The sequence below is a fragment of the Flaviflagellibacter deserti genome, from assembly GCF_042652085.1.
Taxonomy (GTDB): Bacteria; Pseudomonadota; Alphaproteobacteria; order Rhizobiales; family Methylopilaceae; genus Flaviflagellibacter; species Flaviflagellibacter deserti.
In genome coordinates, this window is record NZ_JBHSJF010000001.1 from 47,093 (window position 1) to 73,311 (window position 26,219).

The 26,219-nt window shown below is 63.7% G+C and carries 26 protein-coding genes and 1 tRNA gene; 13 read left to right on the forward strand and 14 right to left on the reverse strand.

Going from position 1 to position 26,219, the window contains the following annotated elements:
- Positions 1–49: 49 nt before the first annotated feature.
- Both ACFPFW_RS00265 and ACFPFW_RS00270 read right to left on the reverse strand, forming a co-directional pair.
- Positions 50–571 (reverse strand): GNAT family N-acetyltransferase, encoded by a 522-nt coding sequence (locus ACFPFW_RS00265; protein ID WP_379768919.1) that lies wholly within the window; start codon positions 569–571, stop codon positions 50–52.
- Positions 568–1,095 (reverse strand): sugar O-acetyltransferase, encoded by a 528-nt coding sequence (locus ACFPFW_RS00270; RefSeq protein WP_114955578.1) that lies wholly within the window; start codon positions 1,093–1,095, stop codon positions 568–570. The genes ACFPFW_RS00265 and ACFPFW_RS00270 overlap by 4 nt, the downstream gene beginning before the upstream one ends.
- Before the next feature lie 126 nt (positions 1,096–1,221).
- On the opposite strand from ACFPFW_RS00270, the gene glmM reads away from it, so the two are divergent.
- From glmM to serA, 4 genes are all read left to right on the forward strand, one after another.
- Positions 1,222–2,568: a phosphoglucosamine mutase gene (gene glmM / locus ACFPFW_RS00275; RefSeq protein ID WP_114955239.1), complete on the forward strand. Its 1,347-nt coding sequence runs from the start codon at positions 1,222–1,224 to the stop codon at positions 2,566–2,568.
- A gap of 169 nt (positions 2,569–2,737) precedes the next feature.
- The gene (locus tag ACFPFW_RS00280) at positions 2,738–3,532 is read left to right on the forward strand and encodes an outer membrane protein (RefSeq protein ID WP_114955240.1); all 795 of its coding nucleotides are present in this window, start codon (positions 2,738–2,740) and stop codon (positions 3,530–3,532) included.
- A gap of 158 nt (positions 3,533–3,690) precedes the next feature.
- Complete coding sequence (locus ACFPFW_RS00285; protein WP_114955241.1) at positions 3,691–4,863, forward strand: phosphoserine transaminase; 1,173 nt, start codon at positions 3,691–3,693, stop codon at positions 4,861–4,863.
- A gap of 10 nt (positions 4,864–4,873) precedes the next feature.
- Positions 4,874–6,457: a phosphoglycerate dehydrogenase gene (gene serA / locus ACFPFW_RS00290; protein WP_114955242.1), complete on the forward strand. Its 1,584-nt coding sequence runs from the start codon at positions 4,874–4,876 to the stop codon at positions 6,455–6,457.
- A gap of 32 nt (positions 6,458–6,489) precedes the next feature.
- Here the strand turns inward: serA and ACFPFW_RS00295 are convergent, their stop codons facing one another.
- Positions 6,490–7,422: a DMT family transporter gene (locus ACFPFW_RS00295; RefSeq protein ID WP_114955579.1), complete on the reverse strand. Its 933-nt coding sequence runs from the start codon at positions 7,420–7,422 to the stop codon at positions 6,490–6,492.
- Between the two features lie 146 nt (positions 7,423–7,568).
- Here ACFPFW_RS00295 and ACFPFW_RS00300 point away from each other — a divergent pair, with 146 nt between their 5' ends.
- Together ACFPFW_RS00300 and ACFPFW_RS00305 are read left to right on the forward strand one after the other, a co-directional pair.
- The gene (locus tag ACFPFW_RS00300; RefSeq protein ID WP_114955243.1) at positions 7,569–8,867 is read left to right on the forward strand and encodes an adenylosuccinate synthase; all 1,299 of its coding nucleotides are present in this window, start codon (positions 7,569–7,571) and stop codon (positions 8,865–8,867) included.
- 130 nt (positions 8,868–8,997) lie between these two features.
- A complete protein-coding gene (locus ACFPFW_RS00305; RefSeq protein ID WP_379768925.1) occupies positions 8,998–10,365 on the forward strand; it encodes a hypothetical protein in 1,368 nt (455 codons plus the stop codon).
- 50 nt (positions 10,366–10,415) lie between these two features.
- Here ACFPFW_RS00305 and rpoH read toward each other — a convergent pair whose 3' ends face one another.
- Positions 10,416–11,312 (reverse strand): RNA polymerase sigma factor RpoH, encoded by an 897-nt coding sequence (gene rpoH, locus ACFPFW_RS00310; protein WP_114955245.1) that lies wholly within the window; start codon positions 11,310–11,312, stop codon positions 10,416–10,418.
- Between the two features lie 135 nt (positions 11,313–11,447).
- Positions 11,448–12,470 carry an RluA family pseudouridine synthase gene (locus ACFPFW_RS00315; RefSeq protein ID WP_379769218.1) on the reverse strand — a complete coding sequence of 341 codons (1,023 nt, stop codon included), beginning with the start codon at positions 12,468–12,470 and terminating at the stop codon, positions 11,448–11,450.
- Between ACFPFW_RS00315 and ACFPFW_RS00320 the strand changes: the two genes are divergently transcribed.
- Positions 12,456–12,809, forward strand: coding sequence for a hypothetical protein (locus ACFPFW_RS00320; RefSeq protein ID WP_114955247.1), 354 nt, complete (start codon positions 12,456–12,458; stop codon positions 12,807–12,809). The genes ACFPFW_RS00315 and ACFPFW_RS00320 overlap by 15 nt on opposite strands.
- A 71-nt stretch (positions 12,810–12,880) precedes the next feature.
- A tRNA-Glu gene (locus ACFPFW_RS00325) sits at positions 12,881–12,956 on the forward strand.
- A 209-nt stretch (positions 12,957–13,165) separates the two neighbouring features.
- Here the strand turns inward: ACFPFW_RS00325 and ACFPFW_RS00330 are convergent.
- From ACFPFW_RS00330 to ACFPFW_RS00340, 3 genes are all read right to left on the reverse strand, one after another.
- Positions 13,166–14,599 (reverse strand): PAS domain S-box protein, encoded by a 1,434-nt coding sequence (locus ACFPFW_RS00330; protein WP_379768928.1) that lies wholly within the window; start codon positions 14,597–14,599, stop codon positions 13,166–13,168.
- 163 nt (positions 14,600–14,762) lie between these two features.
- The gene (locus ACFPFW_RS00335) at positions 14,763–15,587 is read right to left on the reverse strand and encodes a slipin family protein (protein WP_114955249.1); all 825 of its coding nucleotides are present in this window, start codon (positions 15,585–15,587) and stop codon (positions 14,763–14,765) included.
- A 26-nt stretch (positions 15,588–15,613) separates the two neighbouring features.
- Positions 15,614–16,954 (reverse strand): NfeD family protein, encoded by a 1,341-nt coding sequence (locus ACFPFW_RS00340; RefSeq protein ID WP_379769221.1) that lies wholly within the window; start codon positions 16,952–16,954, stop codon positions 15,614–15,616.
- A gap of 320 nt (positions 16,955–17,274) precedes the next feature.
- Here ACFPFW_RS00340 and ACFPFW_RS00345 point away from each other — a divergent pair, with 320 nt between their 5' ends.
- Complete coding sequence (locus ACFPFW_RS00345) at positions 17,275–17,601, forward strand: hypothetical protein (RefSeq protein WP_162799548.1); 327 nt, start codon at positions 17,275–17,277, stop codon at positions 17,599–17,601.
- A 76-nt stretch (positions 17,602–17,677) separates the two neighbouring features.
- A complete protein-coding gene (locus tag ACFPFW_RS00350; RefSeq protein WP_114955251.1) occupies positions 17,678–18,157 on the forward strand; it encodes a cupin domain-containing protein in 480 nt (159 codons plus the stop codon).
- 4 nt (positions 18,158–18,161) lie between these two features.
- On the opposite strand, the gene ACFPFW_RS00355 is transcribed toward ACFPFW_RS00350, so the two are convergent.
- Positions 18,162–18,434 (reverse strand): hypothetical protein, encoded by a 273-nt coding sequence (locus tag ACFPFW_RS00355; protein ID WP_162799549.1) that lies wholly within the window; start codon positions 18,432–18,434, stop codon positions 18,162–18,164.
- A 312-nt stretch (positions 18,435–18,746) separates the two neighbouring features.
- Between ACFPFW_RS00355 and ACFPFW_RS00360 the strand changes: the two genes are divergently transcribed.
- A complete protein-coding gene (locus ACFPFW_RS00360) occupies positions 18,747–19,799 on the forward strand; it encodes an aldo/keto reductase (protein WP_114955253.1) in 1,053 nt (350 codons plus the stop codon).
- A 3-nt stretch (positions 19,800–19,802) separates the two neighbouring features.
- Here the strand turns inward: ACFPFW_RS00360 and ACFPFW_RS00365 are convergent, their stop codons facing one another.
- The 4 genes from ACFPFW_RS00365 to ACFPFW_RS00380 all read right to left on the reverse strand — a co-directional run bounded on the left by ACFPFW_RS00365 (position 19,803) and on the right by ACFPFW_RS00380 (position 23,783).
- On the reverse strand, positions 19,803–20,063 hold the full coding sequence (locus tag ACFPFW_RS00365; protein ID WP_114955254.1) for a SemiSWEET family sugar transporter: 261 nt from the start codon (positions 20,061–20,063) through the stop codon (positions 19,803–19,805).
- A 72-nt stretch (positions 20,064–20,135) separates the two neighbouring features.
- Complete coding sequence (locus tag ACFPFW_RS00370) at positions 20,136–21,992, reverse strand: TRAP transporter large permease (protein ID WP_379768933.1); 1,857 nt, start codon at positions 21,990–21,992, stop codon at positions 20,136–20,138.
- Complete coding sequence (locus ACFPFW_RS00375) at positions 21,989–22,594, reverse strand: TRAP transporter small permease subunit (RefSeq protein ID WP_114955255.1); 606 nt, start codon at positions 22,592–22,594, stop codon at positions 21,989–21,991. The genes ACFPFW_RS00370 and ACFPFW_RS00375 overlap by 4 nt, the downstream gene beginning before the upstream one ends.
- Before the next feature lie 76 nt (positions 22,595–22,670).
- Entirely contained in the window at positions 22,671–23,783 is a 1,113-nt protein-coding gene (locus tag ACFPFW_RS00380; RefSeq protein ID WP_379769224.1) for a TRAP transporter substrate-binding protein, read from the reverse strand.
- Between the two features lie 306 nt (positions 23,784–24,089).
- Here ACFPFW_RS00380 and ACFPFW_RS00385 point away from each other — a divergent pair, with 306 nt between their 5' ends.
- Together ACFPFW_RS00385 and ACFPFW_RS00390 are read left to right on the forward strand one after the other, a co-directional pair.
- Positions 24,090–24,761 (forward strand): helix-turn-helix domain-containing protein, encoded by a 672-nt coding sequence (locus ACFPFW_RS00385; RefSeq protein WP_379768936.1) that lies wholly within the window; start codon positions 24,090–24,092, stop codon positions 24,759–24,761.
- A 70-nt stretch (positions 24,762–24,831) separates the two neighbouring features.
- Entirely contained in the window at positions 24,832–24,978 is a 147-nt protein-coding gene (locus tag ACFPFW_RS00390) for a hypothetical protein (protein WP_162799550.1), read from the forward strand.
- Here ACFPFW_RS00390 and ACFPFW_RS00395 read toward each other — a convergent pair whose 3' ends face one another.
- Positions 24,979–26,127, reverse strand: a complete 1,149-nt coding sequence (locus ACFPFW_RS00395; RefSeq protein ID WP_114955258.1) for a glycosyltransferase — start codon at positions 26,125–26,127, stop codon at positions 24,979–24,981. It abuts the gene before it with no gap.
- Between the last annotated feature and the right edge of the window lie 92 nt (positions 26,128–26,219).

Genomic DNA, 26,219 nt, shown 5'->3' on the forward strand with positions numbered 1-26,219 from the left:
GGCCGGGTGAGGGGTTGGGCCTATCGAGAGGGTGTACCCCTCACCCCGCTCACACCTGCCGGTGTGTGTCGGCCCTTTCCCCTGAGGAAAGGGTGCCGAGCCGCTTCTCGTAGCGACAGACATCCAGATTGAATGGTCCTTCAGACGTTTCGATCTCGTTGGAAAATGTCCCGATCCGCCGCCAGCCGCGTTTCTCGTAGAAGCGAGCCGCGCGTTCGTTTCCGATGGCGCAGGCAAGCCAAGCCGTTTCTACGCCGCTTGCGGCCAACCGTGTCTCGGCGTCTTCGATCAGCGTGACGGCGACGCCCTTTCCCCGCGCATCGGCCGCGACGAAGAGCTGATAAAGCTCGTCGTCCTTGACGATCGCGAAGCCGATCGGCGCGCCTTCCGGGCCGACGACGCGGATGCGGGGCAGGGCCGCGGCCAATCTCTCCGCGAAGCTTTGTTCGGTGCGGAGACGTGTCAGTTCGGCCGGCATCAGCGCCGCATGGGCATCCTGCCAGCCGTTGTACCAGAGCTTGGCCAGCGCGGGGATTTCGCCAGGCAAAGCGGCTCTCACATGCATCGTCATGCTTTACGCAACACCCGTGCCGGATTGCCCGCGACCGTCGCGCCTTTCGGCACGTCACGGGTCACGACGGCGCCGGCGCCGATGATCGCGTCGTCACCGACGGTGATACCCGGGAGGATGATCGCCCCGCCGCCGATCCAGACATTGGCACCGATCGTGATCGGCCGGCCGAATTCGAGGTCCTGTCGGCGCTGTTGGGGATCGCGCGGGTGATCGGCAGTCAGAATCTGGACGTTCGGGCCGATCTGGGTCTTCGCGCCGATGCGGATTTCGGCGACGTCCAGCAGGACGCAATTGAAATTGAGGAAGACGCCTTCGCCGAGATGCACGTTCCAGCCATAGTCGACATAGACCGGCGCGCGGACGGTCGCGCCGTTCGAAGTGCCCATCAGTTCAGCCAGCCGGGCACAGCGCAGTTCCCCTTCCTGAGCAGGGGTGGCGTTATAACGGTCCATCGCCGCGCGGCTCTTCATCTGCTCGGCGAACAACGCGCTGTCGGTACGATAGAAATCGCCCGCAAGCATCTTCTCCTTCTCGGTCCTTTTATCCACGCAACTCTCCCTGCCGTAACGAACGCTCACGATTCTTGAACCATGACCCCCTCATAATGGGCTATACCGGCGTCAAATCATGACGGTTGAGAGACAGGGATGACCCGCAAATATTTCGGTACCGACGGCATTCGCGGTCGCGCGAACACCCCGCCGATCACGCCCGATCTCGCACTGAGGGTCGGCATGGCCGCCGGCCTGATCTTCAATCGCGGCGAGTATCGCCACCGCGTCGTCATCGGCAAGGATACCCGTCTGTCGGGGTACATGATCGAGACTGCGATGGTGTCCGGTTTCACCGCCGTCGGCATGGACGTTCTTCAGGTCGGCCCGATGCCGACCCCGGCGATCGCGATGCTGACGCGGTCGATGCGCGCCGATCTCGGCGTGATGATCTCCGCCTCGCACAATCCTTACGACGATAACGGCATCAAGCTGTTTGGCCCCGACGGCTACAAGCTCTCCGACGAGATCGAACTCGAGATCGAGGCCCTGCTCGACGCCGATCTCGGCCCGCGTCTCGCCAAGTCCGCGGACCTCGGCCGTGCCCGCCGTATCGAGGGTGTGCACGACCGCTATATCGAATTCGCCAAGCGCACTCTGTCGCGCGACATCAGCTTTGAGGGCATGCGTGTCGTCGTCGATTGTGCCAATGGCGCAGGTTACAAAGTCACGCCCGCTGCCTTCTGGGAGCTTGGCGCCGACGTCGTGACGATCGGTGCGGATCCTGACGGCTTCAACATCAATCGCGATGTTGGCTCGACCGCACCTGCCGCTCTCTGCCAGAAGGTGAGGGAGGTTCGCGCCGATATCGGCATCGCGCTGGATGGCGACGCCGACCGTTTGATCCTCGTCGACGAAAAGGGCCATGTGATCGACGGCGATCAGCTGATGGCGGTGATCGCCACGAGCTGGGCCGAGGACGGCCGGCTGTCGAAGCCCGGTATCGTCGCGACCGTGATGTCCAATCTCGGGCTCGAGCGCTACCTGCACGGCCTGGGCCTCAATCTTGTGCGCACGCCGGTCGGCGACCGCTATGTCTCCGAGGCCATGCGCGAGCAGGGCTACAATCTTGGCGGCGAGCAGTCCGGTCACATCATCCTGTCCGATTACACAACGACCGGTGACGGCCTTCTGGCGGCGCTGCAGACGCTCGCGATGGTCAAGAAGACGGGCAAGCCAGCTTCCGAGTCCTGCCATCTTTTCGAAGCGCTGCCGCAGATCCTGAAGAACGTCCGCTACCGCTCCGGTAAGCCACTGGAGCAGGCGCATGTCGTCTCCGCCATCGAGGCGGCGACGCGGCGGCTCGGCACCGAGGGGCGCCTGGTCATCCGTCCGTCCGGCACCGAGCCGGTGATTCGCGTGATGGCCGAAGGCGACGATCGAGATCTCGTCGAGACCGTTGTCGATGATGTCATCGGCGCGCTTTCCAGCGTTGCCGCCTGAACTGGACGTCCAATACTTTCTACCGCTTATATAGTTAACTATCGTTAACCTATGAATTTGCGGCCGTCGTTAAGGTTAATCGGCTTTTAAGACTTAGCGTTGATATTCCCTTTCAAGTCGATCCGGCCGCTCGCGGGACATCCGCGGCTCGGGAAAGGGAACGGGAGCTATGTCAAAGTCCAAAATCTTCGCGGGAGCGGCGCTCGGCGTCGTTCTGCTGAGCCCGGTGGTGCACGCCGCCGACATGCCTGAATATATCGAGCCGGCACCGATCGAAGTCGCCGCGGGCGGCTGGTATCTACGCGGTGATATCGGCGCCAGCCATCAGGTTTCGGACGATATCGACAGTCCTTACTGGGACACCGTTACCAGCCCGACGTCATTCGTCGACCTTCACGATAGCCAGTGGGACCCGTCCTGGTTTATCAGCATCGGTTTCGGTTATCAGTTCAACGAATGGTTCCGGACCGACTTCACGGCGGAATATCGCGGCAAGTCCGATTTCTTCGGCACCGATAGCTACGACTTCGATACGACGACCAATCCCGGCAGCGAAGGCGCGAACACCTTCACCGGCGACAAGAGCGAGTGGGTACTGCTCGCGAACGCCTATGTTGATCTCCCGTCGTACGGAATCATGACGCCGTATCTCGGTGCCGGTATCGGCGCCGCCCGAATCGAGATTTCGGATTTCGTCGATTACAATCCGATCAACGGCGCGATTGGGCTCAGCGACGACACCGCGACCTGGAATTTCGCCTGGGCCCTGCATGCCGGCCTGGCGTTTGAACTCAGCCAGAACTGGACTGTCGATCTGGCCTATCGCTTCCTCTACATGGGCGATGCCCAGACTGAAGACCTCCTGGCTCCGGACGGCAGCAACCCCACGCCCGGGAACTCGTTCCACTGGAACGACATCGCTTCGCACGACATCAAGCTCGGCGTGCGCTACACCTTCGACTGAGCGGTCGATCACTGTTCCGAAAAGCCCGGCCTTGTGCCGGGCTTTCTTCGTTTCCGGGACAGTTCAGAAGTATTCTTGACTTTCGTCATCCCCCGCTTCAGTTTGTTCAGCGGGACACCCTTCCCCAACGAAGGGCATCTATCTGGAAGGATAGGGTGATGATAAATGATGTACCCGGCCGTCGGCCGGCTAATCCGCGTTTTTCTTGCGGACCCTGCACTAAACGCCCCGGCTGGAGCGTTGACGTTCTCCAAAATGCGCCGTTTGGGCGCTCCCATCGCTCGAAGATCGGTAAATCCCGCCTGAAACAGGCGATCGATCTGACGCGAGAAATTCTCGAAATTCCCGCCGACTACCGCATTGCGATCGTTCCGGCGTCCGACACGGGCGCCGTCGAGATGTCGCTGTGGTCGATGCTCGGCGAGCGCGGCGTCGACGTGCTGGCCTGGGAGGCATTCAGCGCCGATTGGGTCACCGACGTCGTCGAACAGCTTCCGATCGACGATGTGCGCGTGATGACCGCGCCCTACGGCGAGCTACCCGACCTCTCCAAGGTCGATTGCGACCGCGACGTCGTCTTCGCGTGGAACGGCACGACCTCCGGCGTTCGCGTCCCGGATGCGGACTGGATCGCCGCCGACCGCAAGGGTCTGACGATCTGCGATGCCACCTCGGCCGCCTTCGCGCAGAAACTCGACTGGGCCAAGCTCGATGCCACGACCTTCTCCTGGCAGAAGGTGATGGGCGGCGAGGCCGCGCACGGCATGCTCGTCCTGTCGCCGCGCGCCGTCGCTCGTCTCGAGAGCTACAAGCCGGCCTGGCCGCTGCCGAAGATCTTCCGCATGACGAAGAACGGCAGACTGATCGAGGCCTTGTTCGAGGGCGAGACGATCAACACGCCCAGCCTGATGGCGACCGAAGATTATATCGACGCGCTGCACTGGGCGAAGTCGATCGGCGGTCTCGCGGGGCTGCGGGCCCGCGCCGACGCGAACTGCAAGGTCGTCACCGATTGGGTGGAACGTACCCCGTGGATCGACTTCCTTGGTGCCGAGACGGCCAATCGTTCCAACACGGCGCTCTGCCTGATGGTCGTCGATCCGCAGGTGACGAGCCTTCCGCCGGAGGCGCAGGCCGCCTTCTGCAAGGAGATCGTCTCGATCCTCGAGGTCGAGCAGGTCGCCTACGACATCGGCTCCTACAAGGATGCGCCGGCCGGTCTTCGTCTGTGGAGCGGTTCGACGGTCGAGACGGCCGATCTGGAAGCTCTGCTGCCCTGGCTCGACTGGGCGTTCGTTTCGGCAAAGGCGGCGCTGAGCCGCGCCGCTTGAAGGCGCGCTCATGCCCCGGGTTCTGATCTCCGACAAAATCTCTCCGGCCTCGGTCCAGATATTCAAGGACCGGGGCGTCGAGGTCGATTACCAGCCGGACCTCGGCAAGGATCGCGACGCGCTCGCCGCGATCATCGGCAATTACGATGGCCTCGCCATCCGCTCGGCGACCAAGGTCACGTCCAAGGTGCTGGCCCAGGCTGGCCAGCTCAAGGTGATCGGCCGCGCCGGCATCGGCGTCGACAATGTCGACATTCCGACCGCGACCGCGCGCGGCGTGATCGTTATGAACACGCCGTTCGGCAATTCGATCACGACCGCCGAGCATGCGATCGCGCTGCTGCTCGCCATCGCACGCGAGATTCCCGCCGCCGACCAGTCGACCCAGGCCGGCAAATGGGAGAAGACGCGCTTCCTCGGCGTCGAAATCACCGGCAAGACGCTCGGTATCATCGGTTGCGGCAATATCGGCTCGATCGTTTCGGATCGCGCGATCGGGCTGAAGATGAAGGTGATCGCCTTCGATCCGTTCCTGTCGTTCGAACGGGCGGAGGATCTCGGCGTCGAGAAGGTCGAGCTCGAGGAGCTCCTCAGCCGCGCCGACTTCATCAGCCTGCACACGCCGCTGACCGATCGCACCAAGAACATCCTCTCGGTCGACAATCTCGCGCTGACGAAGAAGGGCGTGCGTGTCATCAATTGCGCGCGCGGCGGCCTCGTCGACGAGGCGGCTCTGCGCAAGGCGCTCGACAGCGGCCATGTCGCGGGCGCGGCATTCGACGTGTTCTCGACCGAGCCTGCGACCGAGAACCCGCTGTTCGGCCATCCGCACGTGATCTGCACGCCGCATCTCGGCGCCTCTACCATGGAGGCGCAGGAGAACGTCGCGCTGCAGATTGCCGAGCAGATGTCGGACTATCTGGTGCGCGGCGCGATCACCAATGCGGTGAACTTCCCCTCGATCTCGGCCGAAGAGGCGCCGAAGCTCCGGCCCTTCATCCTGCTGGCGGAGAAGCTCGGCTCGTTCGCCGGGCAATTGACCGATACCGGGATCAGCAGCGTCCGGATCACCTATCAGGGTGAGGTCGCGGCGATGAACACCAAGGCGCTGACCTCCGCCGCGATCGCCGGACTGCTGCGGCCGATGCTGGCCGACATCAACGTCGTTTCGGCGCCAGTCGTCGCCAAGGAACGCGGCATCGTCATCGAGGAAACGACGAGCGAGGCGGACAGCGATTACGATGCGCTGATGACCCTGACGGTCGTGACCGAGAACATGGAGCGCTCGATCTCGGGCACCGTGTTCGCCGACGGAAAGCCGCGCATCATCGACATCAAGGGCATAAAAATCGATGCCGAATTCGCGCCGTCGATGATCTACGTCGCGAACGAGGACAAGCCGGGTTTCGTCGGCCGCTTCGCGAGCCTGCTCGGAGAGGCGGGCGTCAACATCGCGACCTTCGCGCTCGGCCGCTACTCGCCGGGCGGAGACGCGATCGCCCTCGTTCAGATCGACGGCGACGTGCCGGACTCGGTCATGGAGCAGGTGAGGGCGCTGCCGCAGGTGCGCCAGGCGAGGCCGCTGGTTTTCTGATCAAGTCTGCAACCCGCCAGCGAACGCCGTTCTCAGACTGGCTGGTCTGCCAAAGGCCTTTTGGCTTTCAGCGTCGCGATCACGACACCGCTGATCACCAGCGCGAATCCGATCGCGTGGAATAGCTGGAAATCCTCTCCCAGAAAGACGATCGCCAGGATCGCCCCGAACACCGGGATCAGGTGGAAGAACGGGCTGGCGCGATTGGCGCCAACGAGATCGACCGCCCGGACGAACATCGTATAGGCGACGAGCGACGGGAAAATGCCGACATAGAAGACGATCGATAGCGTGCCGGGATTGACGTCCATGCGCGCGCCCGAGGCGAATTCGAGAGCGGCGATCGGGGCCAGCATCAGCGCGCCGCCGGCGACCGTGATCGCCAGGAAGCCGACATGGTCCATCTTCGGCCGCTTGCGCAGCATCACGGTGTAGACGCCGTATATCGACAGGGCGACGAGATTCATCAGATCGCCGACATTGAACGTCAGCGACGCGAGATGGGTGAAGTCGCCGTGGCAGATGATGGTCACCACGCCGAACAGCGAGGTGAGGATGCCGAAGAGCTGGCCGTTGGTCAGGCGTTCGCGAAAGAGCGCGAAGCTCCAGAGCGCGACGATCAGCGGACCGATCGACTGCAGCAGCAGGATGTTGAGCGCCGTCGTGTAATTGAGGCCCCAATAGGCGAGCGTGTTGTAGGCGGCGATGCCCGTGGCCGACAGAAGCAGCAATAGAGGAGCGTTCGCCTTGATGACCGGCCAGTCCCGCCGGATGCGCGGCCAGGCGATCGGAAGGATGATCGCCGCAGCGATCGACCAGCGCAGGAAGGCGAGCATCAACGGCGGAATCTCGCCGGCGGCGACACGTCCGAGCACGATATTGCCGGCCCAGAGCAATTGGGTGAGGACGAGAAGCAGATAAGGGCGGTCGAAGATTCCGGCCGGCGAACGGGGCGGGGTGCTCATCGCCGGGTTCGTGCCCGCCAAATGGGCCCAAAGCAAGGGGCCCTTTGTCTCCTTGCCTCACAGTGGTTGATCCTTTACGACACGGCAAAGCCCGGCCTCACAAGGCGCAGGGCTTTTTTCACGTCGAGAGCTAGCGAGAGTTTCGGATGGCCAATGTGGTCGTGGTCGGCGCCCAATGGGGCGACGAGGGCAAGGGCAAGATCGTCGACTGGTTGAGCGAGAAGGCCGATGTGGTCGTACGCTTCCAGGGAGGCCATAACGCCGGCCACACTTTGGTCATCGACGGCACGACCTACAAACTGAGCCTCTTGCCGTCGGGCGTGGTGCGCAAGGGCAAGCTTTCGGTCATCGGCAACGGCGTCGTCATCGATCCGCATGCCTTCGGCGCCGAGGTCGAGCGTCTGAAGGATCAGGGCGTCGAGGTCAGCCGCGACAGCCTGCGCATCGCTGACAATGCGACGCTCATCCTGTCGCTCCATCGCGAGCTGGATGCGCTGCGCGAGGATGCGGCAGCGGCATCCGGCACCAAGATCGGCACGACCAAACGCGGCATCGGCCCCGCTTACGAGGACAAGGCCGGCCGCCGCGCGATTCGCGTGCAGGACCTCGCAGACCCGCAGATGCTGCCGCAGCGAATCGAGCGCCTGCTGGTCCACCACAACGCCATCCGCCGCGGGCTCGGGCTGGAGGAATTTTCGGCCGAGGTGCTCCTCGAAGAGCTGACTTCGGCAGCTCCGAAGGTGCTGCCCTATATCGATGCTACCTGGGAGTTGCTCGACGACAAGCGCCGCTCCGGAGCGCGAATCCTGTTCGAGGGCGCGCAGGGCGCGCTGCTCGACGTCGATCACGGCACCTATCCCTACGTGACCTCGTCCAATACCGTCGCGGGCGCCGCTGCCGCCGGTTCGGGCCTCGGCCCGAAGGCCATCGGCTATGTGCTCGGCATTGCCAAGGCCTATACCACTCGCGTCGGTGAAGGGCCGTTCCCGACCGAACTGCACGACGAGACGGGCCGCCTGATCGGCGAGCGCGGCCGCGAATTCGGCACCGTCACCGGCCGTCCGCGCCGCTGCGGCTGGTTTGATGCCGTCGCCGTGCGCCAGACCGTGAGGACATCGGGCATCGACGGCATCGCGCTGACCAAGCTCGACATCCTCGACGGCTTCGACGAGATCAAGGTCTGCACGCGTTATCGTCTTGACGGTAAGGAAATCGACAGGCTACCGGCAAGTCAGGCGGAACAGGCGCGAATCGAGCCGGTTTATGAGACGGTGGAAGGGTGGACGGCATCCAGCCAGGGCGGTCGCTCCTGGGTCGACCTTCCGGCGCAGGCGGTGAAATATGTGCGCAGAATCGAAGAGTTGATCGGCTGTCCGGTTGCGCTTCTTTCAACGAGCCCGGAGCGTGATGACACAATTCTGGTTCATGATCCCTTCCAGGACTGACCGTTTCGCAACCGTCTTTGCGAGAATACGCTTTAAAGTGTAATTTGTTGGTGGCATGGCCGATTATTATCCCGTTCTTCAACGCGCTGTTGCAGGGCTCGCCCCGAACACGGCCGAGAACCGTCGAGCGGTGTATGAGCGCGCGCGTCAGGCAATCGTCAAACAGCTCCGTAGCTACGACCCGCCGCTAACCGAATCCGAGATCACGAAGGAGCGCCTCGCCCTCGAGGAAGCCGTCCGGAAGATCGAGACCGAGGCGCGCGTGGCCGCGGCACCGCCGAAGGCACCGCCGCCCCGTCCGGGTGGCGAGGGACAGACCAAGGTCCAGTCCGCCGCTGCCGATGCGGCGTCGCTCGGCGCCGCTGCCGCCAATGCTCAGGTCAGCGTCAACACGACCCGTGCAGCATTCGAGCCGGATCCCCCGCGTGCCGCACCGCCGCCGCGCATGGAGCCGCGTTTCGAGCCGCCGCGTGCACCGGTCGCGCCGCCGGAGCCTCGCCCGTTTGAGCCGCGTTCTCCGGAACCACGTTCGCCCGAGTCACCGTCGTTCACCGCCCCCGTTCGTCCTGGCTTCGAGCCGTCGGGGGATGCGCGGCCGTTCCCGATCCAGAACGGCGATGTTCGCGATATCGACGAGGACGAGCCCAGGCCGAGATCGCGGGTGCGCGTGCTGGCGGCGGTCGCGGTGACCGTGCTCGTCGCCGCCGGAGTGCTTGGGGGCATCGCCTATATGTCCGGCGACGGCTCCAGCACCCCGACCGCGACGAATACCGGCCCGAAGATTTCCGATCGCGTGGGAGATCAAGCTGCCGCGCCGACCATCGGTCAGGGCGGAGTCGCTCGCGAAGTGCCGGCCGAGCAGACCGCGGACGTGTCGACGGACACGCCGCCGGCTCCGTCGGAGCCGGTCGATCCGGGGACTTTGGTGAGCCAGCGCGCCATCCTTTACGAGGAGGCACCCGACCAGCAGGGCGGCAATGCGTTTGCCGGTCAGGTCGTCTGGCGCACGGGTCCCGCGCCGGGCGGTAGCGGCGAGACGGAGATCCGCGGCGAGATCACGATCCCCGAGCGGAACATCAAGGTCACGCTCGCCCTGAAGCGCAATCTCGACTCGACGCTGCCGGCGAGCCACACGATCGACATCCAGTTCACTCTCCCGCCGGACTTCTCGAACGCAGGCATCGGCAATGTGCCGGGCATCCTGTTCAAGCCGACGGAAGAAGCGGGCGGCTCGGCGCTGACCGGCCTGTCGGTGAAGGTGATGAGCAACATGTTCCTGATCGGCCTGTCCGACTCGCCGACCGACCGGGAGCAGAACCTGAAGGCGATCCGCGAGCGTTCCTGGATCGACGTGCCGATCCTCTACGAAAATGGCCGCCGCGCCGTGCTGACTCTGGAGAAGGGACCGCCGGGCGAGCGCGCGTTCAACGACGCGTTCGCGGCCTGGGATGCGGCGCCGCCGATCGCGTCCAGCAATTCGCCGGTGACCCCGCGATAATAAAAAGGCCCAGCTTTCGCTGGGCCTTTGTCGTATCAGACAGGTTCGTTTCAGGCGAGGGCGGCGTGGCCCGCTTCGAGGCGGGCGACGCTGGCACGGACCGCCTGCTGCACCTTCTCGAAAGCCCTGACTTCGATCTGGCGGACGCGCTCGCGCGACACGCCGAACTCGGTCGACAGCTCTTCGAGCGTGATCGGCTCCTCGGCGAGCTTCCTTGCCTCGAAGATACGACGCTCGCGGTCGTTCAGCACATTCATCGCCTGCTTGAGGGCGCCGCGACGATTGTCCATCTCTTCGCTTTCGGCGAGGACGGATTCCTGGCTGGCGCTCTCGTCGACGAGCCAGTCCTGCCATTCGGACGAATCCGCCTCATCGCCGCGCAGCGGCGAATTGAGCGATGCGTCGCCCGACAGGCGGCGGTTCATCGACACGACGTCCTCTTCGGTGACGCCGAGCTTCTTGGCGATGCTCGCGACCTGGTCCGGACGCAGATCACCGTCATCCAGAGCCGAAATCTGGCTCTTGGCCTTGCGCAGGTTGAAGAAGAGCTTCTTCTGGTTGGCCGTGGTGCCCATCTTCACGAGCGACCAGGACCGCAGGATGTACTCTTGTATCGCGGCGCGAATCCACCACATGGCGTAGGTGGCGAGGCGGAAGCCCTTATCCGGATCGAACCGCTTCACCGCCTGCATGAGGCCGACATTACCTTCGGAGATCACTTCCCCGATCGGAAGGCCATAGCCCCGATAGCCCATCGCGATCTTCGCGACGAGGCGGAGATGGCTCGTGACGAGCTGATGCGCCGCGTCGCGGTCGCCCTTCTCCTGCCAGGACTTGGCCAGCATGAATTCTTCGTCGGGATCGAGCATCGGAAACCGACGGATCTCGTCGAGGTAGCGGCTCAGGCCGCTGTCTGCTGAGATAACTGGAAGCGCTGCGCGCGCCATGACTACCCTTTCCCCGCATGTCCCCCTTACGGCGGGACCGCAGCTGGCTGCGAAAATCGCCAAGCCATCGGTAGCTAATATAGGCCCACCTCTCTGTGGCGATAAGGGGGCGTCGACAGATTTTTTTAGCGAACACTAAAGAGATTTGCGGAGGCTCTCGACAAGTGCCTCCATGTCGACGGGAAGGGGGCTTTCGAACGACATCAACTCGCCCGTCACGGGGTGCTCGAAGGCGAGGTGGGTTGCATGCAGCGCCTGTCTGCCGAGGCCGTCGAGCAGCGCGCGCGTTTCCTCCGATAAATGCTTTGCCTTGGTCTTGAAGCCAGCGCCATAGGTTGAGTCGCCGAGAACCGGGTGGCCGAGATGGGCCATGTGGACGCGGATCTGGTGCGTGCGTCCGGTCTCCAGTGCGCAACGGACGAGGCTCACGATCGGCGCCGCGACCGGGCCGAAGCTTTCCTCCATCTCCCAATGGGTGATCGCCTCGCGGCCGCGTTCGCCGCGCGCGACATGCATCTTCTCGCGGTTGCGGGGATCGCGGTCGATCGCGGCTTCGACCGTTCCACGCTGGCGGGACATGCCTCCCCAGACGAGCGCCAGATAGGCGCGTTCCAGCGCTCCGGTGCGGCCGTGGTCGGCGAACTGCTCTGCCAGTGAGCGATGGGCGCGGTCGTTCTTGGCGGCAACGAGAAGGCCCGTCGTGTCCTTGTCGAGGCGATGGACGATGCCGGGGCGCTCGACGCCGCCGATGCCGGACAGCGAGCCGGCGCAATGGGCGAGCAGGGCGTTGACGAGCGTGCCGGTCCAGTTGCCTGCGCCCGGATGGACGACGAGCCCAGCCGGCTTGTCGATGACGATCAGCTCGTCATCCTCGTAGATGACGTTCAGCGGGATGTTCTCCGCTTCCGGCTCCGCGGGTTCGGGCGGCGGAATCTCAATCGCGATTTGATCGTCGCCCGCGACCTTCGCCTTTGGGTCTCGGACCGTCTTGCCGCCTAGCGTCACCTTGCCGTCGCGGACAAGCGCCTGTATCCGGGTGCGCGACAAATCCGGCACGGCCTGCGCGAGCGCGCGGTCGAGCCTCTCCCCGGCCGCTTCTGGCGGCAGGACAATCTCAAGACGCTGTTGGACAGGATCGGTCATATGGTTGGGATCGATGACGAGAGGGAAGCCGAGGTCGATCCGCGCACGGCCGAGATCATGCGCAAGATGCGCATCTTCGCCTTCGTGTCGATCGCCACCATGGCGATTGGATTTCTGAGCGTCATGTCGGTGATCGCATGGCGCCTCGTCAAGCAGAACGAGGGCGTACCGGGGTCGGAAGGCGAATTGCAGGGTGTGCTGCCGATCGCGGCCGGTACCAGGATCACCGGAACGACCTCCGACGGCAAACGGCTGTTCGTGACGGTCGAGGCCGAAAACGGCCGGCAGATGATCCATGTCTTCGACGCGACGACGCTCGCCTATCGCGGCCGGATCGAAACGCTGACGCATTAACGCACAATCACGCTTGAACCTTCGGCGGCGGCTCATTATAGGGGTGCCTTCGCGAGCAGATGCCGCGCCGCGCTCCCTTCGTCTAGCGGTCTAGGACGTCGCCCTCTCACGGCGAAAACAGGGGTTCGAGTCCCCTAGGGAGCGCCACAACTAACTATCTGGAAATATTGTCTGTGGCTGCGCCCGTCCGGCTGGACGTCCGGTTCATGCCGCCACAACCTCCGTCAACCGTTTTGACCGCACACCTCCGCGTCAGCCTCGGCGCCGTGTCTGGGCTGGAGGCGCGATGTCGCGCCGGACGGATCGATCAGATGAAGTGAGCCCGCATCGATTTCCCTGAGATCCGATCTCGCGGGCTACGGAACGAGACGGTCGTGCGGAATGGTAAGGGAGATGACCAAGCCTCCGGATGTCCACTCGCGGGATACCGCCCCGCCTAGCTGTCCCTGCACCGTAGCTTTGACCAGGCGCGTTCCAAACCCTTCCTCTCCCGGCTGGGAAGACAGCGGACACCCGGTCTCGGTCCAGGTCAGAACGAAATCGTTTCCGTTCTCATGGCAACCAATCTCAACCTGTCCTTCGGGTGTCGAAAGAGACCCATACTTGGCGGCGTTGGTTGCGAACTCGTGCAGGATCAGCGCGAAGCTCGTCACGGCGCTGCCGCTGATCGCGATGTCTGGGCCTTTGATCACCAATCGCTGACGATTGTCACAGTCATAGGGGGTTGTGATCGATCGGATCAGCGCATGCAGCGTTATCGGCTGATCCTGTCGGGCCGCCGCACTGGATATCTGCGGGATCGTGAGAGCGTGCGCCCGTGCCAGCGCGTTCAGGCGGGCGGAAACGGTTGAGGCAAGCTCATCGGGGGTGGCAGCCGACCGTGCGCTCAGTGTCACCAGCCCGTGTACCAGCGTGAACAGATTCTTGACGCGGTGATCCATCTCCCGGATGAGAAGATTCTGCTGCTCTTCGGCGCGCCTGCGTTCGGTGATGTCGCGCGCGACCTTCGATGCCCCGACTATGCGGCCAGCCCGATCACGGACCGGCGAAACCGACAATGAAATCTCGACTAAGCTCCCGTCCTTGCGTCGCCGAATTGTTTCGTAGTGATCGACCCGATCACCGCGACGAATCCGGGCAAGGATGCTCGGCTCCTCATCCTGGCGGTCTGCGGGAATGAGCATCGTAACGGGTCGGCCGATCGCCTCGTCGGCAGTGTAGCCGAACAGGCGTTCGGCGCCGTCATTCCAAGTGGTGATGATGCCGTTCAGATCCTTGACCAGCATCGCATCGTCGGAGGATTCGACGATGGCGGAGAGGCGCTGCGCGGTCTCGTAAGCGACGTTGCGGCCGGAGAGATCGACCAGCATGTTGACCGCGCCGATCAGATTGCCAAATCTATCAAAAAGCGGCGTGGGAAAGGGTTGGAACGGAACGCGAGTTCCGTCCGGGCGCTCCGCTATCGCCTCTGCGCCGCGGCTCGGGCGCTTTTCCCGGAGCGCCTGTGCCATCGGGCACTCATCGTGCGGTAAAGGCGTGCCATCGGGCCAGTACAGCTTCCAGGACCCGCAGAATTCGCTCTTGCCCAGCTCCGGAGCGACACCCCAGAGTTCAACGGCCGCCTTGTTGTAGGATGTAATCCGGCCGTCGGCATCGGTCGTGTACACGGCTTCGGGCAGGGCTTCGAGAACGTCCGGAAGGGCGAACTGATTGGGGACTACACGAAAAGGCGGCCGCTCTCCGGCTCCGACTTCGGTCGCGAAGGCGTCGTCGACGGGCTGCACGCTCATTGTCATTCCTGTCACTTAGGCAAGTTATCATAGGCCTTCCTGGCCTCGCGGCAAGCGGGCGACGGCAGCGTCCTCGCCTTGCGAGCGCGGCGGCGCGAGGGTTGCCGATCCTTGGCACGTACTCCCACCGCTTAACACGCCCCGACACTCTCGACGAGGTTGATCAGTCGCGCGTTCTCCTCTGAGCACCAGTGCTGGGAGTGTTGGCCCGCGCCGGTTGAGATTCGCTACCGCTGGATACCGGCCCAAGGACACCGCGCAGGATATCGATCGGGATCGGGAAGACGATGGTCGAGGTCTTGTCGCCCGCAATATCGTAGAGGGTCGAGAGATAGCGAAGCTGCATCGCCTCCGGAAGTGCCGAGAGTGCCGTCGCAGCTTGGACCAGGCGCTCCGCCGCCTGGTGTTCGCCTTCAGCATTGATGACCCTCGCCCGTCGGTTGCGTTCGGCCTCGGCCTGGCGGGCAATGGCGCGCACCATGCTCTCGTTGATGTCCACATGCTTGATCTCGACATTGGCGACCTTGATCCCCCAGGCGTCGGTCTGGGTGTCGAGAATCTCCTGCAGATCCCGATTGAGTTTGTCGCGTTCGGCCAGCATCTCGTCCAGTTCGTGCTTTCCGAGCACCGAGCGCAGCGTCGTCTGTGCCAATTGGCTGGTCGCCGTCATGAAATTCTCGACCTGGATCACCGCCTTGTCCGGATCAACCACGCGAAAATAGAGGACCGCATTCACCTTCACCGAGACGTTGTCGCGAGAGATCACGTCCTGGCTCGGCACGTCGAGGACGATCGTGCGAAGGTCGACGCGGACCATCTGCTGCACGAACGGGACGAGGATGAAGAGGCCCGGGCCCTTGACGCCCGAGAAGCGACCTAGCGTGAACACCACGCCGCGCTGATATTCCCGGAGAATCCGGACCGCCGAAAGCAGGACGCCGACTACAAGGGCAGCGATGAAGACATAGGGAATAAGGTTCAGCGGCATGTCTGGTTTCCTCCCTGGGAGACTGGCTATCCCTCCGGTTCGACTGTGAGCGTGAGGCCGTCACGGCTGATCACCCGCACGCGCTGGCCAGGCTTAAGCGAGCCGGCGGAACGGGCGCGCCAGTTCTCGCTATGGACATGGATCTCGCCCTCCGTGTCCGACCAGCTCAGCACCTCGCCGACCGAACCGATCATGACGGCCTCCCCACTCACCACTTTTTGCCGGTGCGCCCGGATCGCAACCGCCAATATGATCGCGAATAGCGTTGCGCTCGCAGCGCTTGCGGTGAGCACGACCGGCAGGGACAGCTCGAACCCCGGCACTTTTTCGAACATGAAGAGCGAGCCCAGCGCGAACGCGATCACGCCGCCTATTCCGAGCGATCCGAACGATGGCGCAAACGCTTCGGCCACTATCAGCGCAACGCCGATGAGCAGCAGGCCGACGCCGGCATAATTGAGCGGGAGGAGGTTGAGCGCGAACAGCGCCACAGTGAGCGCGATCGCGCCGATGACGCCAGGAGCAACCATGCCGGGGCTGAAGAACTCGAAGATAATGCCGTAAATCCCGATCAGCAGCAGGATGTAGGCGATGTTCGGATCGCTGATGACGGCGAGCAGGCGAACCCGCCAGTCGGGCTGCATGGAGACGGTGTCGAGGCCCTTGGTGCTCAGCGTGACCGTCCTATTGCCAAGCCGGACGGAGCGACCGTCGGCCTGGGCCAGAAGGTCCGGAAGATCCGTTGCGACAATCTCGATGACGCGCTGCTCGAGTGCGGCGCTCGCCGACAGGCTCGCCGCATCGCGGACGGCCTGCTCCGCCCAGTCGGCATTGCGGCCATGTAGCTCGGCAAGGCTGCGGATATAGGCCACTGCATCGTTGACGGCCTTCTTCATGGAGGTGTCCGTGGGCGACGGTGCGCCCTTTTCGCCTTCCTTGCCTTCCTTGTCGGGGCTGTCGCCGAAGGGCGAGCCGCCACCGAGCTGCACGGGCGTCGCGGCACCGACATTGGTGCCGGGCGCCATGGCCGCGAGCGAGCTTGCGTAGAGAATATAAGTGCCGGCGCTCGCCGCACGCGCACCGCTCGGCGCGACGTAGGTGATGACCGGCACGGGAGAGGCAAGGATGTCGCGGATGATGTCGTGCATCGAGCTGGCGAGCCCGCCCGGAGTGTCCATCCGCAGGACGATCAGGGCGGCCTTGCGTTCCGCTGCCACTTCGGACGCCTGACGGAGGTATTCACTCACTGCCGGCCCGATCGCACCTTGGATATCAAGCACCAATGCGAAGCGGGAAGGATCTGCCGGCGGTTGCGCACGGCTCGGCACGAGCAGAACGAGAAGGACCACAAAGACAATCAAGGCCAGGATCGTGCCGTGGCGCTTTGCTAGCGTCGCGACCGTTGGGCCCGGGGGACTTCGGGCGCTGGTCTTCGATCTATGGTCTTGCAACGTCTCAGCTTCTGGTCTTGCCGTTCAAGTCCTCCTTCAAAAAGGTACCACGAACCGGGCCAAAATGGCGCCTTTTGCGGCCAGAGGAAGCACCGCAGGAGGTTCACCCGCGCAGTGACATCCGCTTTCCTCTCGGACCTTTCCCGAGCTCGACCAGTCTGCCGTGGGCCTGCGAACTCCGCCGACCGGAGAAATTCGGAGAGCGGAGGCTTGTACTTCTGTATCGATCATAACATATGTCCGTGACGGACGACGTAACCAGCTTCGCCGCCCGAGCTGAAGCAACCGCGGGCCGTGAGCGGCCCGCCCATGGGATGGATGTTATGAAAGTCATGATCGGCGCCTTGATCGCAGTTGGCGCATTCGCCTTCAGTGCAGATGCCGCGCTTGCCGCTTCAGGCAAGGCAAATCAGAAGATCCGGCAGGAAATCTACCATCAGCCGAAGTCCGGCCCCGTGATGTCCGATGCGCTCTTCGGAAAGCTGCGCAGGGACGACCAACCGGCGCCTGCGACGCAGTCGAAGGCAGCGACATTCAAGAAAGCGCCGAAGACCGGCAACTGACCGAATTCATCGGCCGCCCTTCGGGGCGGCCGAGCCTTTTGTGGCCGCGCCCGGCGATCCGCTCTAATGTCGGATCATGAGCGGCGAACATCATCACCACGATCGCTGGAAGCACGATGGCGTGCGCGTCATCAAAGGCGATCAGCTCGATCCGAACACGGCGCAGACGCCCGGAATGTTCCGGCAGGCGGCGATCAATCATGCCCGTGTCGGCGCGCAGAAGATCTGGGCCGGCACGGTCACGATCGAGCCGAACGCCAAGACCGGCGTTCATCATCACGGCGAACTGGAAAGCGTGATCTTCGTCATCCGCGGCAGAGCGCGGATGCGCTGGGGCGACCGCCTGGAATATGTGGCGGAAGCGGGGGCGGGCGATTTCATCTTCGTCCCGCCCTTCGTGCCGCATCAGGAGATCAATGCCGACCCGGCCGAGCCGCTGGAATGCGTGCTCGTGCGTTCAGACAACGAGGCGGTGGTGGTGAACATCACCGACGTCGATCCGGTCGAGAAACCGGAAGAGGTCTACTGGGTCGATCCGATCCATAAGAAGCCGTGACTGCTCAGTCGCGATCCGGCCACTTGGCGCTGTCGTCGAAATCGCGGTCGTCGTTCCAATGATCCTCGCTGCCTCGGGTCACGGTCGAGAAGCGCGCCACACGGCTGGAGCCCTGCAGGCTGTCAACCGGCGGCGGAGCGGAGGTGGCGGCGCGGCCCTCCTCGGCGGAGGCGGACTGGGGCGTATGAGAGCCGACAACGCCGAGGAAGATCAGGGCGATGAAAGCGAATAGCATGAGGTCGGCCGCGAAAATGGCTCGCAGGCTGAAGCCCTGCATGAAGCTACTCGGGACGTAGGAAAGGTCATCCTTTTTGCAGGAGGCCGAAACGATGTCTTGGCAGTTGCCGGAATCGGGTTTCACTCTGGATACTCGTTGAAGGGTGGGTCTGCGACTGATGCCGAAAGGCGGATCTAACGATCGCGGTGGCTTCGGCGTGACGCGAATATGGGGGCTCGTCGCCGAATTGTAATGACTACTATAAAATAGTATTATTTGCGGACCGGCAGCCGACCGATCATGTTGGCGCCATTCCGGAAATTCCCGTCTTCCGCGCCGGCCGTGCGCGGCTCATCCCGACTCAGGACTGAAATGCTCGAATATCGTCGTTTGGGGCGCACCGATCTCATGGTGTCGTCGATCATGCTTGGCACCATGACCTGGGGTCAGCAGAACACCGAGGCCGAAGGCCACGAACAACTCGATTACGCTCTCGCGCAGGGCATCAATTTCATCGACACCGCTGAGCTCTACGCCATTCCGCCGCGCGCGGAGACGGCTGGCTCGACCGAGCGCATCATCGGCACCTGGCTGAAGGCGCGTGGCGGCCGCGACAAGGTGATCATCGCCACCAAGGTCGCCGGCCGCAGCGGCATGACCTGGATCCGCGACGGCCAGAACACCAAGCTCGACCGCGCCAACATCACGGCCGCCATCGAGGGATCGCTGATGCGGTTGCAGACCGATTATGTCGATCTCTATCAGCTCCATTGGCCGGATCGGGCGGTCCCGATGTTCCTCGACGCGGACAATGTGTTCCGCAGCCCGCCGCCGGTGCCGGACGAGGTGCCGATCGAGGAGACGCTCGGCGTGCTCGACGATCTCGTGAAGGCCGGCAAGATTCGCCATGTCGGCCTCTCGAACGAGACGGCGTGGGGCACCGCTCGCTTTCTCCAGGCATCGGAGCTCGGCCGCGGGCCGCGCATGATGAGCGTGCAGAACGCCTACAACCTTGTGAACCGGCAATACGAGACCGCGCTCGCCGAGTTCGCCGGCCGCGAACAGGTCGGGCTACTGGCCTATTCGCCATTGGCTCAGGGCTATCTGACCGGCAAGTACCAGGGCGGCGCTCGTCCGCCGGGGGCCCGCACGACCCTGTTCGACCGCGGCCAGCGTTATGAGCGTCCGCGCGTGGCGGAGGCGATCGACGAATATTTGAGGATCGCGAAGGATTTCGGCCTGGATCCCGCGCAGATGGCGCTCGCCTTCGTGACATCGCGGAGCTTCGTGACGTCGAACATCATCGGCGCGACGACGATGGTACAGCTGAGGACCGATATCGGTTCGCTCGACGTGACGATCACACCGGAGATCGAGAAGCGGATCGACGCGGTGCATCGCGCTTACACGAACCCGGCTCCATAAGATTCAGCGCCAGCGGGCCTTCATCGCGATCAGACCGAGATAGAGCGACGTGCCGACGGCGTTGGCTCCGATGATGATCGAGTCGGCCTTCAGTACGCCATAAAGCACCCAGGCCGAAAGCCCGCAGGCCTGGATGACGAGCATGCGCCAGCTGAGATCGCCGGTCGATCTCGTGCGCCAGGCCTTCAAAACCTGCGGCACGGCGGCCGAGGTCGTGACGAAGGCCGCGACGAGGCCGACGATCGATGTAAGCGAACCGTCCATATGGCTCGAACGGAGCCGGCGAGCGGACGTTCCAGACAAAGAAAACGCCCGGCTTTTGACCGGGCGTTTCGCTCATTGGGCCGGCTGGTTCTGCGGTGGCGGCGCCGGGAACTGGAGCGGTGGCAGGCCGAGTTCCGGTTGCGCGGGCTGAGGCTGGGTCGGAGCGGGCGCGCCCTCCTGCGGCGGCATTCCGAGCGGCGGAAGGCCGAGAGGGTTGTTCTCGCTGCCCTGCTGCTGCGGCGCAGGCATGCCCAGAGGAGGCAGGCCGAGCGGGTTGTCGCCGGCCGGCGCCTGCATCGGCGGCAGGGTGATGCCGCCCGGCTGGGCCGGAGCGGACTGCTCCGTGGGCGCGGGCGGCGGATCCGACTTGTAGCGCATCACCATGCCGGGGAAGGCAATGGTCAGTCCGACCATGATCAACTGGATGCAAACGAACGGGATCGCGCCCTGATAAATCTCACCGGTGGTGACGCCGCGGATCTGATTGCCGGTGACCTTGTCCTTGAACCAGCCCTTCGGCGCGACCGAGCGCAGATAGAACAGCGCGAAGCCGAACGGCGGATGCATGAAGGAGGTCTGCATGTTGATGCCGAGCAGCACGCCGAACCAGATCAGGTCGATGCCCTGCTTCTCCGCGATCGGCCCAAGCAGCGGGACGAGGATGAAAGCCAGCTCGAAGAAATCGAGGAAGAAGGCCAGCACGAAGACGAGGATATTAACGACGATCAGGAAGCCAACCTCGCCGCCGGGCACGCTGGTCAGCAGCTCCTCGACCCAGATATGACCGTTGACGCCATAGAAGGTCAGCGAGAACACGCGGGCGCCGACCAGGATGAAGATGACGAAGGCCGAGAGCTTGGTCGTCGACTCCATCGCCTGGATCATCAGGCCGCCAGTAAGGCGCCTTTTGGAGAACGCCAGCAGGAGTGCGCCGACGGCGCCCATGGCACCGCCTTCGGTCGGCGTGGCGATGCCGAGGAAGATCGTGCCGAGGACGAGGAAGATCAGCGCCAGCGGAGGGACGAGGACGATGATGACCTGCTGCGCCAGATAGGACAGCAGATTGAGCTTCATCGTCTTGTTCAGGGCGGCAACGGCGTAGACGAGCAGCGTCGCGACCGTTGCGCCCCAGATCGATGCGCCTTGTTCTACATGCGGTTGGATCAGAAGGTCGACGGCAACGGCGATCGCTACGCCGGTCAAAAGCGTGACGAAAAGCGAAGTCACGCCGGAACCCAGCGTCCGCGACTCGATCGGCAAGGCCGGGGCGGCGTTCGGCCAGATCATCGTGACCAGGAAGATGTAGCTGACATACAGGCCGGTCAGGATGAGGCCGGGAACGATCGCGCCCGCATACATGTCGCCCACCGAGCGGCCGAGCTGGTCGGCGAGGACGATCAGTACGAGCGAAGGCGGAATGATCTGCGCCAGAGTGCCGGAGGCCGCGATGACGCCTGATGCGAGGCGGCGGTCATAGCCGTAGCGCAGCATGATCGGCAACGAGATCAGGCCCATGGCGATGACGGACGCCGCAACCACGCCCGTCGTGGCGGCAAGCAGCGCACCGACGAAGATCACTGCATAGGCAAGGCCGCCGCGCAGCGGGCCGAACAACTGGCCGATCGTGTCGAGCAGGTCCTCGGCCATGCCCGATCGTTCGAGGATCAAGCCCATGAAAGTGAAGAACGGGATCGCAAGCAGCGTCTCGTTCGCCATGATGCCGCCGAAGATGCGGTCGGGCAGGGCGCCGAGGAGCGGCCAGAAAAGGTTGATCTCGCCGGACGAATAGGGGGCGAGCTCGACGCCGATGACGAAGAATAGGAGGCCGTTTGCGGCAAGGGAGAACGCGACTGGATAGCCGAGCAGAAGGAAGACAACCAACGACGCGAACATGATCGGCGCGAGGTTGTGGGCGATGAGTTCGATCACGGGCGGATCTCCTCGGCGTCGGCGCGGACGTCGTCCGGAACGAGCCTCGCGATCTCATCCTCGACGGGATCGGAATGGTGGAGCGGCGTATCGTCCTCGACGCCGGCGAACATGATCGCGGCGCGCTTGATCAGTTCGGACAGGCCTTGGGCGAAGAGCAGGAGGAAGCCGGCGAGGAGCAGCGCCTTGGCTGGCCAGACGATCAGGCCGCCGGCATTCGGCGAATATTCCTGGCTTGAATAAGACAGCCGCACATAGGGGACGAGCAGCCAGATCATCAGTCCGATGAACGGCAAGAGCATCAGGATATGGCCGAGCAGATCTATCCAGTCGCGCGTGCGGCGCGACAGCCGGCTCGAGACGATGTCGACGCGGATGTGCTCGTTCGACTGCAGTGTCCAGGCGGCGGCGAGCATGAAGATCGCGCCGAAGAGATACCACTGGATTTCGAGCCAGCCGTTAGAGGAGATATTGAACGCCTTGCGGACGACGGCATTGCCGGCGCTGATCAGTACGACGATCAGGATCAGCCATGAGGCCGCGCGGCCGACCAGTTTGTTCACGCGGTCGATGCCACGCGACAGCGCGAGTAGCGCGCCCATGTGATTGCCCTCCTCGGAACGGTCTTTCGAATGAAAGAGGGCGACGCACGATGGCGCCGCCCCGGGGATCTGCCGATCAGCCGTTCTGCGGCTTCAGCGAACCGTCGCGCTGGCGCAGCATCATGAAGGTGTCGAACGTGTATTCGGCGACCTGCTGCCAGAGATAGGTCTGGGCGCGGAACTCGACCATCGAGTCATAAATCTTCTTGAACGGCGCGTTCGTCGCGTTGATGCCCTTATAGACTTCCTGGGCTGCGGCGAAGGAGGCGTTCATCACGTCCTGGGGGAACGGCCGAAGCTGCGCGCCGGCAGCGACGAGGCGATTGAGCGCGGCCGGGTTCTTGTAGTCGTACTCGGAGAGCATTTCGAGCGTCGACGCCTTCGCGGCGGTCGAAAGCAGGCTCTGATAGTTCTTCGGCAGCGAGTTCCACTGCTCGTTGTTGATGAAGAAGTTGAGCGCGAGGTTACCTTCCCACCAGCCGGGATAGTAGTAGAACGGCGCGACCTTCACGAAGCCGAGCTTCTCGTCGTCATAGGGGCCGATCCATTCCGCGGCGTCGATCGTGCCGCGCTCGAGCGCCGGATAGATATCGCCGCCCGCGACCTGCTGCGGAACGACGCCGAGCTTGCCCATGACCTGGCCGGCGAGGCCGGCGATGCGCATCTTCACGCCGTTGAGGTCCGCGACGGTCTTAATCTCCTTGCGGAACCAGCCGCCCATCTGGGTGCCGGTGTTGCCGCCCTGGATGTAATGCAGGCCCTGCGGGTTGAAGTATTCGTTCAGGAGGTCGTTGCCACCGCCGTAATTGAGCCAGGCGTGCATGCCGCGCGCATTGAGGCCGAACGGAACGGTCGCGCCGAGCGCCCAGGTCGGATCCTTGCCGACATAATAATAGGCGGCGGTGTGGCACATCTGGACCGTGCCATTCATCACCGCGTCGGCGGCCTGGAGACCGGGAACGATCTCGCCCGCGGCGAAGACCTGGATGTCGAAATTGCCGTCCGTCGCCTCGCGGACGAAGGTCGCAAGGTCGGTCGCGCCACCGTAGATCGTGTCGAGCGACTTCGGGAAGGATGACGTGCAGCGCCACTGAATCTTCGGAGCCGACTGCGCGATGGCCGGGGCCGCGAGTGCGGCGCTGCCGAGCGCGCCCGCTGCGCCGGTCGTGATGAGACTGCGACGACTGATCATACTGGTCCTCCCTGGATGTTTTTCGTTCGGTACCCGCACGGTGAACGATGCGAGCCCCCGTGCTGCCGTGGACGGCTTCTCGCGTCAAGGCGTGAAAACCGCATTCTTTATGCAATTCATTGTCGCGGCGCGCGTCTACGTTGAACCGGTGGCGGGGCATGCAACTTTGGTCGTACTAAGTGACAATGCTGATTTCGATCAAACGACTGGGGGCGTAAGTTCACAGACGTACCGTCCTGGAGCCCGATCATTCTCCACGTCCTGCCCCATCGCGCTCCGTGCGGGGTCTGCCTCGATTGCGATGTGCGGACGCGTGCCGTCTGCGCGGCTTTGGGCGATGACGAGGTCGGTGCGATCGAGAGCATCATGACCTCGGCCTCCGTCGAGGCGAATCAGATCCTGGTCGACGAGGGCGAACCGCGCCGGCGGGTCTATACCCTGACCTCGGGCATGCTGCGGCTGTCGATCGCGCTGCCGGACGGGCGGCGGCAGATCACAGGCTTCCTCGTGCCCGGCGATTATCTCGGCCTCGCCGATGAAGGGGAGTATTCGCAGACCGCCGAGGCGGTGGTCGCGTCGAAGCTCTGTGCATTCCCCGTGCGCGAGATGGAAGGCCTTCAAGACCGGTTTCCACGCCTTAAAGACCGTCTCCATCGGATGACCAGGCTGGCTCTGCGGCGAGCGCGCGACAGCCAGATGGTGCTGGGGCGTCTCACTCCGGTCGAAAAGCTCGCGAGCTTCCTCCTGATGTTCTCGGCCCGCGCCGCCGAGAACGGACTGCCTGACAATCCGCTCCTCCTGCCGATGAGCCGTACCGACATCGCGGACTATCTCGGCCTGACGATCGAGACCGTGAGCCGGAGCTTCACCAAGTTGAAGACGCGGGGCGTAATCCGGCTGCCGGAACCGCAGATCGTCGAGATCGCGGACAGGACGGCGCTCGAAGGGATCAGCGGGATCGTCCTGCACGCCTGACGGCGTTGATCGCGATCAATGCGGGGTCGCCAGGGCGGGCGCTCTCTCCCCACGCAACAGGAGAAGAGCCATGCCTCTCGAAACTATCGTCGTTCTCAGTGCGGTTGTCAGCGTTTTCGGATTTTTCGCCTTCGTGCTGGAGTTCGCATGCCGGCAATCGGCGCAGGCGCGGGCGGAAAAGGCCGCCCGCCACAGTCTGCTTCAGCCAGCCGAGTGATCAGGCGAGGGACGGGTTGTCGAGCTCGTCCTGGGATTTCGGCCTGATGTCCATGGACTGACCGTGCCAGAGGATTTCACCCGCGAGCCAGCCCCGCATCCAAACGGCGGGGATCATGAAATCCCGCGCAAGCATAGCGACGGGCTGAAGCGGTGAGGTGTGCCAACCCTTGCGAGCGGCGAGCGCCATTTCCGGCACGTAGTTCACCAGCATGACAGCCGCAGCGGCAGCCGGGACGCTCACTCCGGCATTTGTCGCCGCGATCATCGCGGAGAGGATGGCGACGCCCGAGCCGATGAATATCTCCGGTACGTACAACGCCGGGAAGGTGACGCGGCGCAGGCGTGCCCAGCGGATCTGGCGGGACCAGATCTCCTTCGCGGTGCGCGAGCCGAGCGGCTGTTCGAACGGCGAATTGGCGAGATGGACATGGCGGCCGGCGCGGCGCACCAGCTTGGTCGCCGCCGCGTCCTCGGCGATCTCCGCCGCGAGCGCGCGGATGCCGCCATTGCCATCGAGGAACGGCTTGTTCCAGAGCATGCTCTTGCCCTGCGCATAGCCCTGGCCGACGCTCTCGCCGGCATATTGCCAGCGGGCCTGCAGCGTATTGAGGAAGGCGCATTCGACCTCAGCCCAGAAACCGTCGGGCCGTGAACCGATCGGCGTCGAGCAGACGAGCCCGGTATCGGGCTCCCAACTGGCGAAGAGCTGCTGGATGTAATCGGCCGGCATCAGGACGTTGGAATCGGCGAGCACGACCCAATCATTCCGCGCGGCGTCCCAGCCTTTGACGCAGTTGTTGAGCTTCGGATTCTCGCTGATGCGGTCGTCACCAGTGAGGATGCGCGCGGGGATATGAGGCACGGCCGCCATATGGCGTTCGATGACCTGGATGATCGGATCGCTGTCCTGGGCGACGCAGAAAATGAGCTCGTAATCCGGGTAATCGAGCGAGAAGGCGGATGTCAGCGTCTCGTCGGAGAACCGCTCGACACCGCGAGCGGGAATCACCACCGATACAGGCGGTATGGCGCGCGGCACCGGAAGCCGTTCGTGCCTGCTGAGCCGCATCGCGGCGAGGCTCAACGTCGTGAGATTGACGGTGGTGAGGAGGATCGAAAGGCCGGCAGTCGCAACGGTGATGCTCATCGACGTCCCCACTGAAGCGAAGACAGTTATGCGACGGCAGATGCAAGTTTTATGACACGCGCCCGAGGATATCCCGTACGGAGGGAAACGTC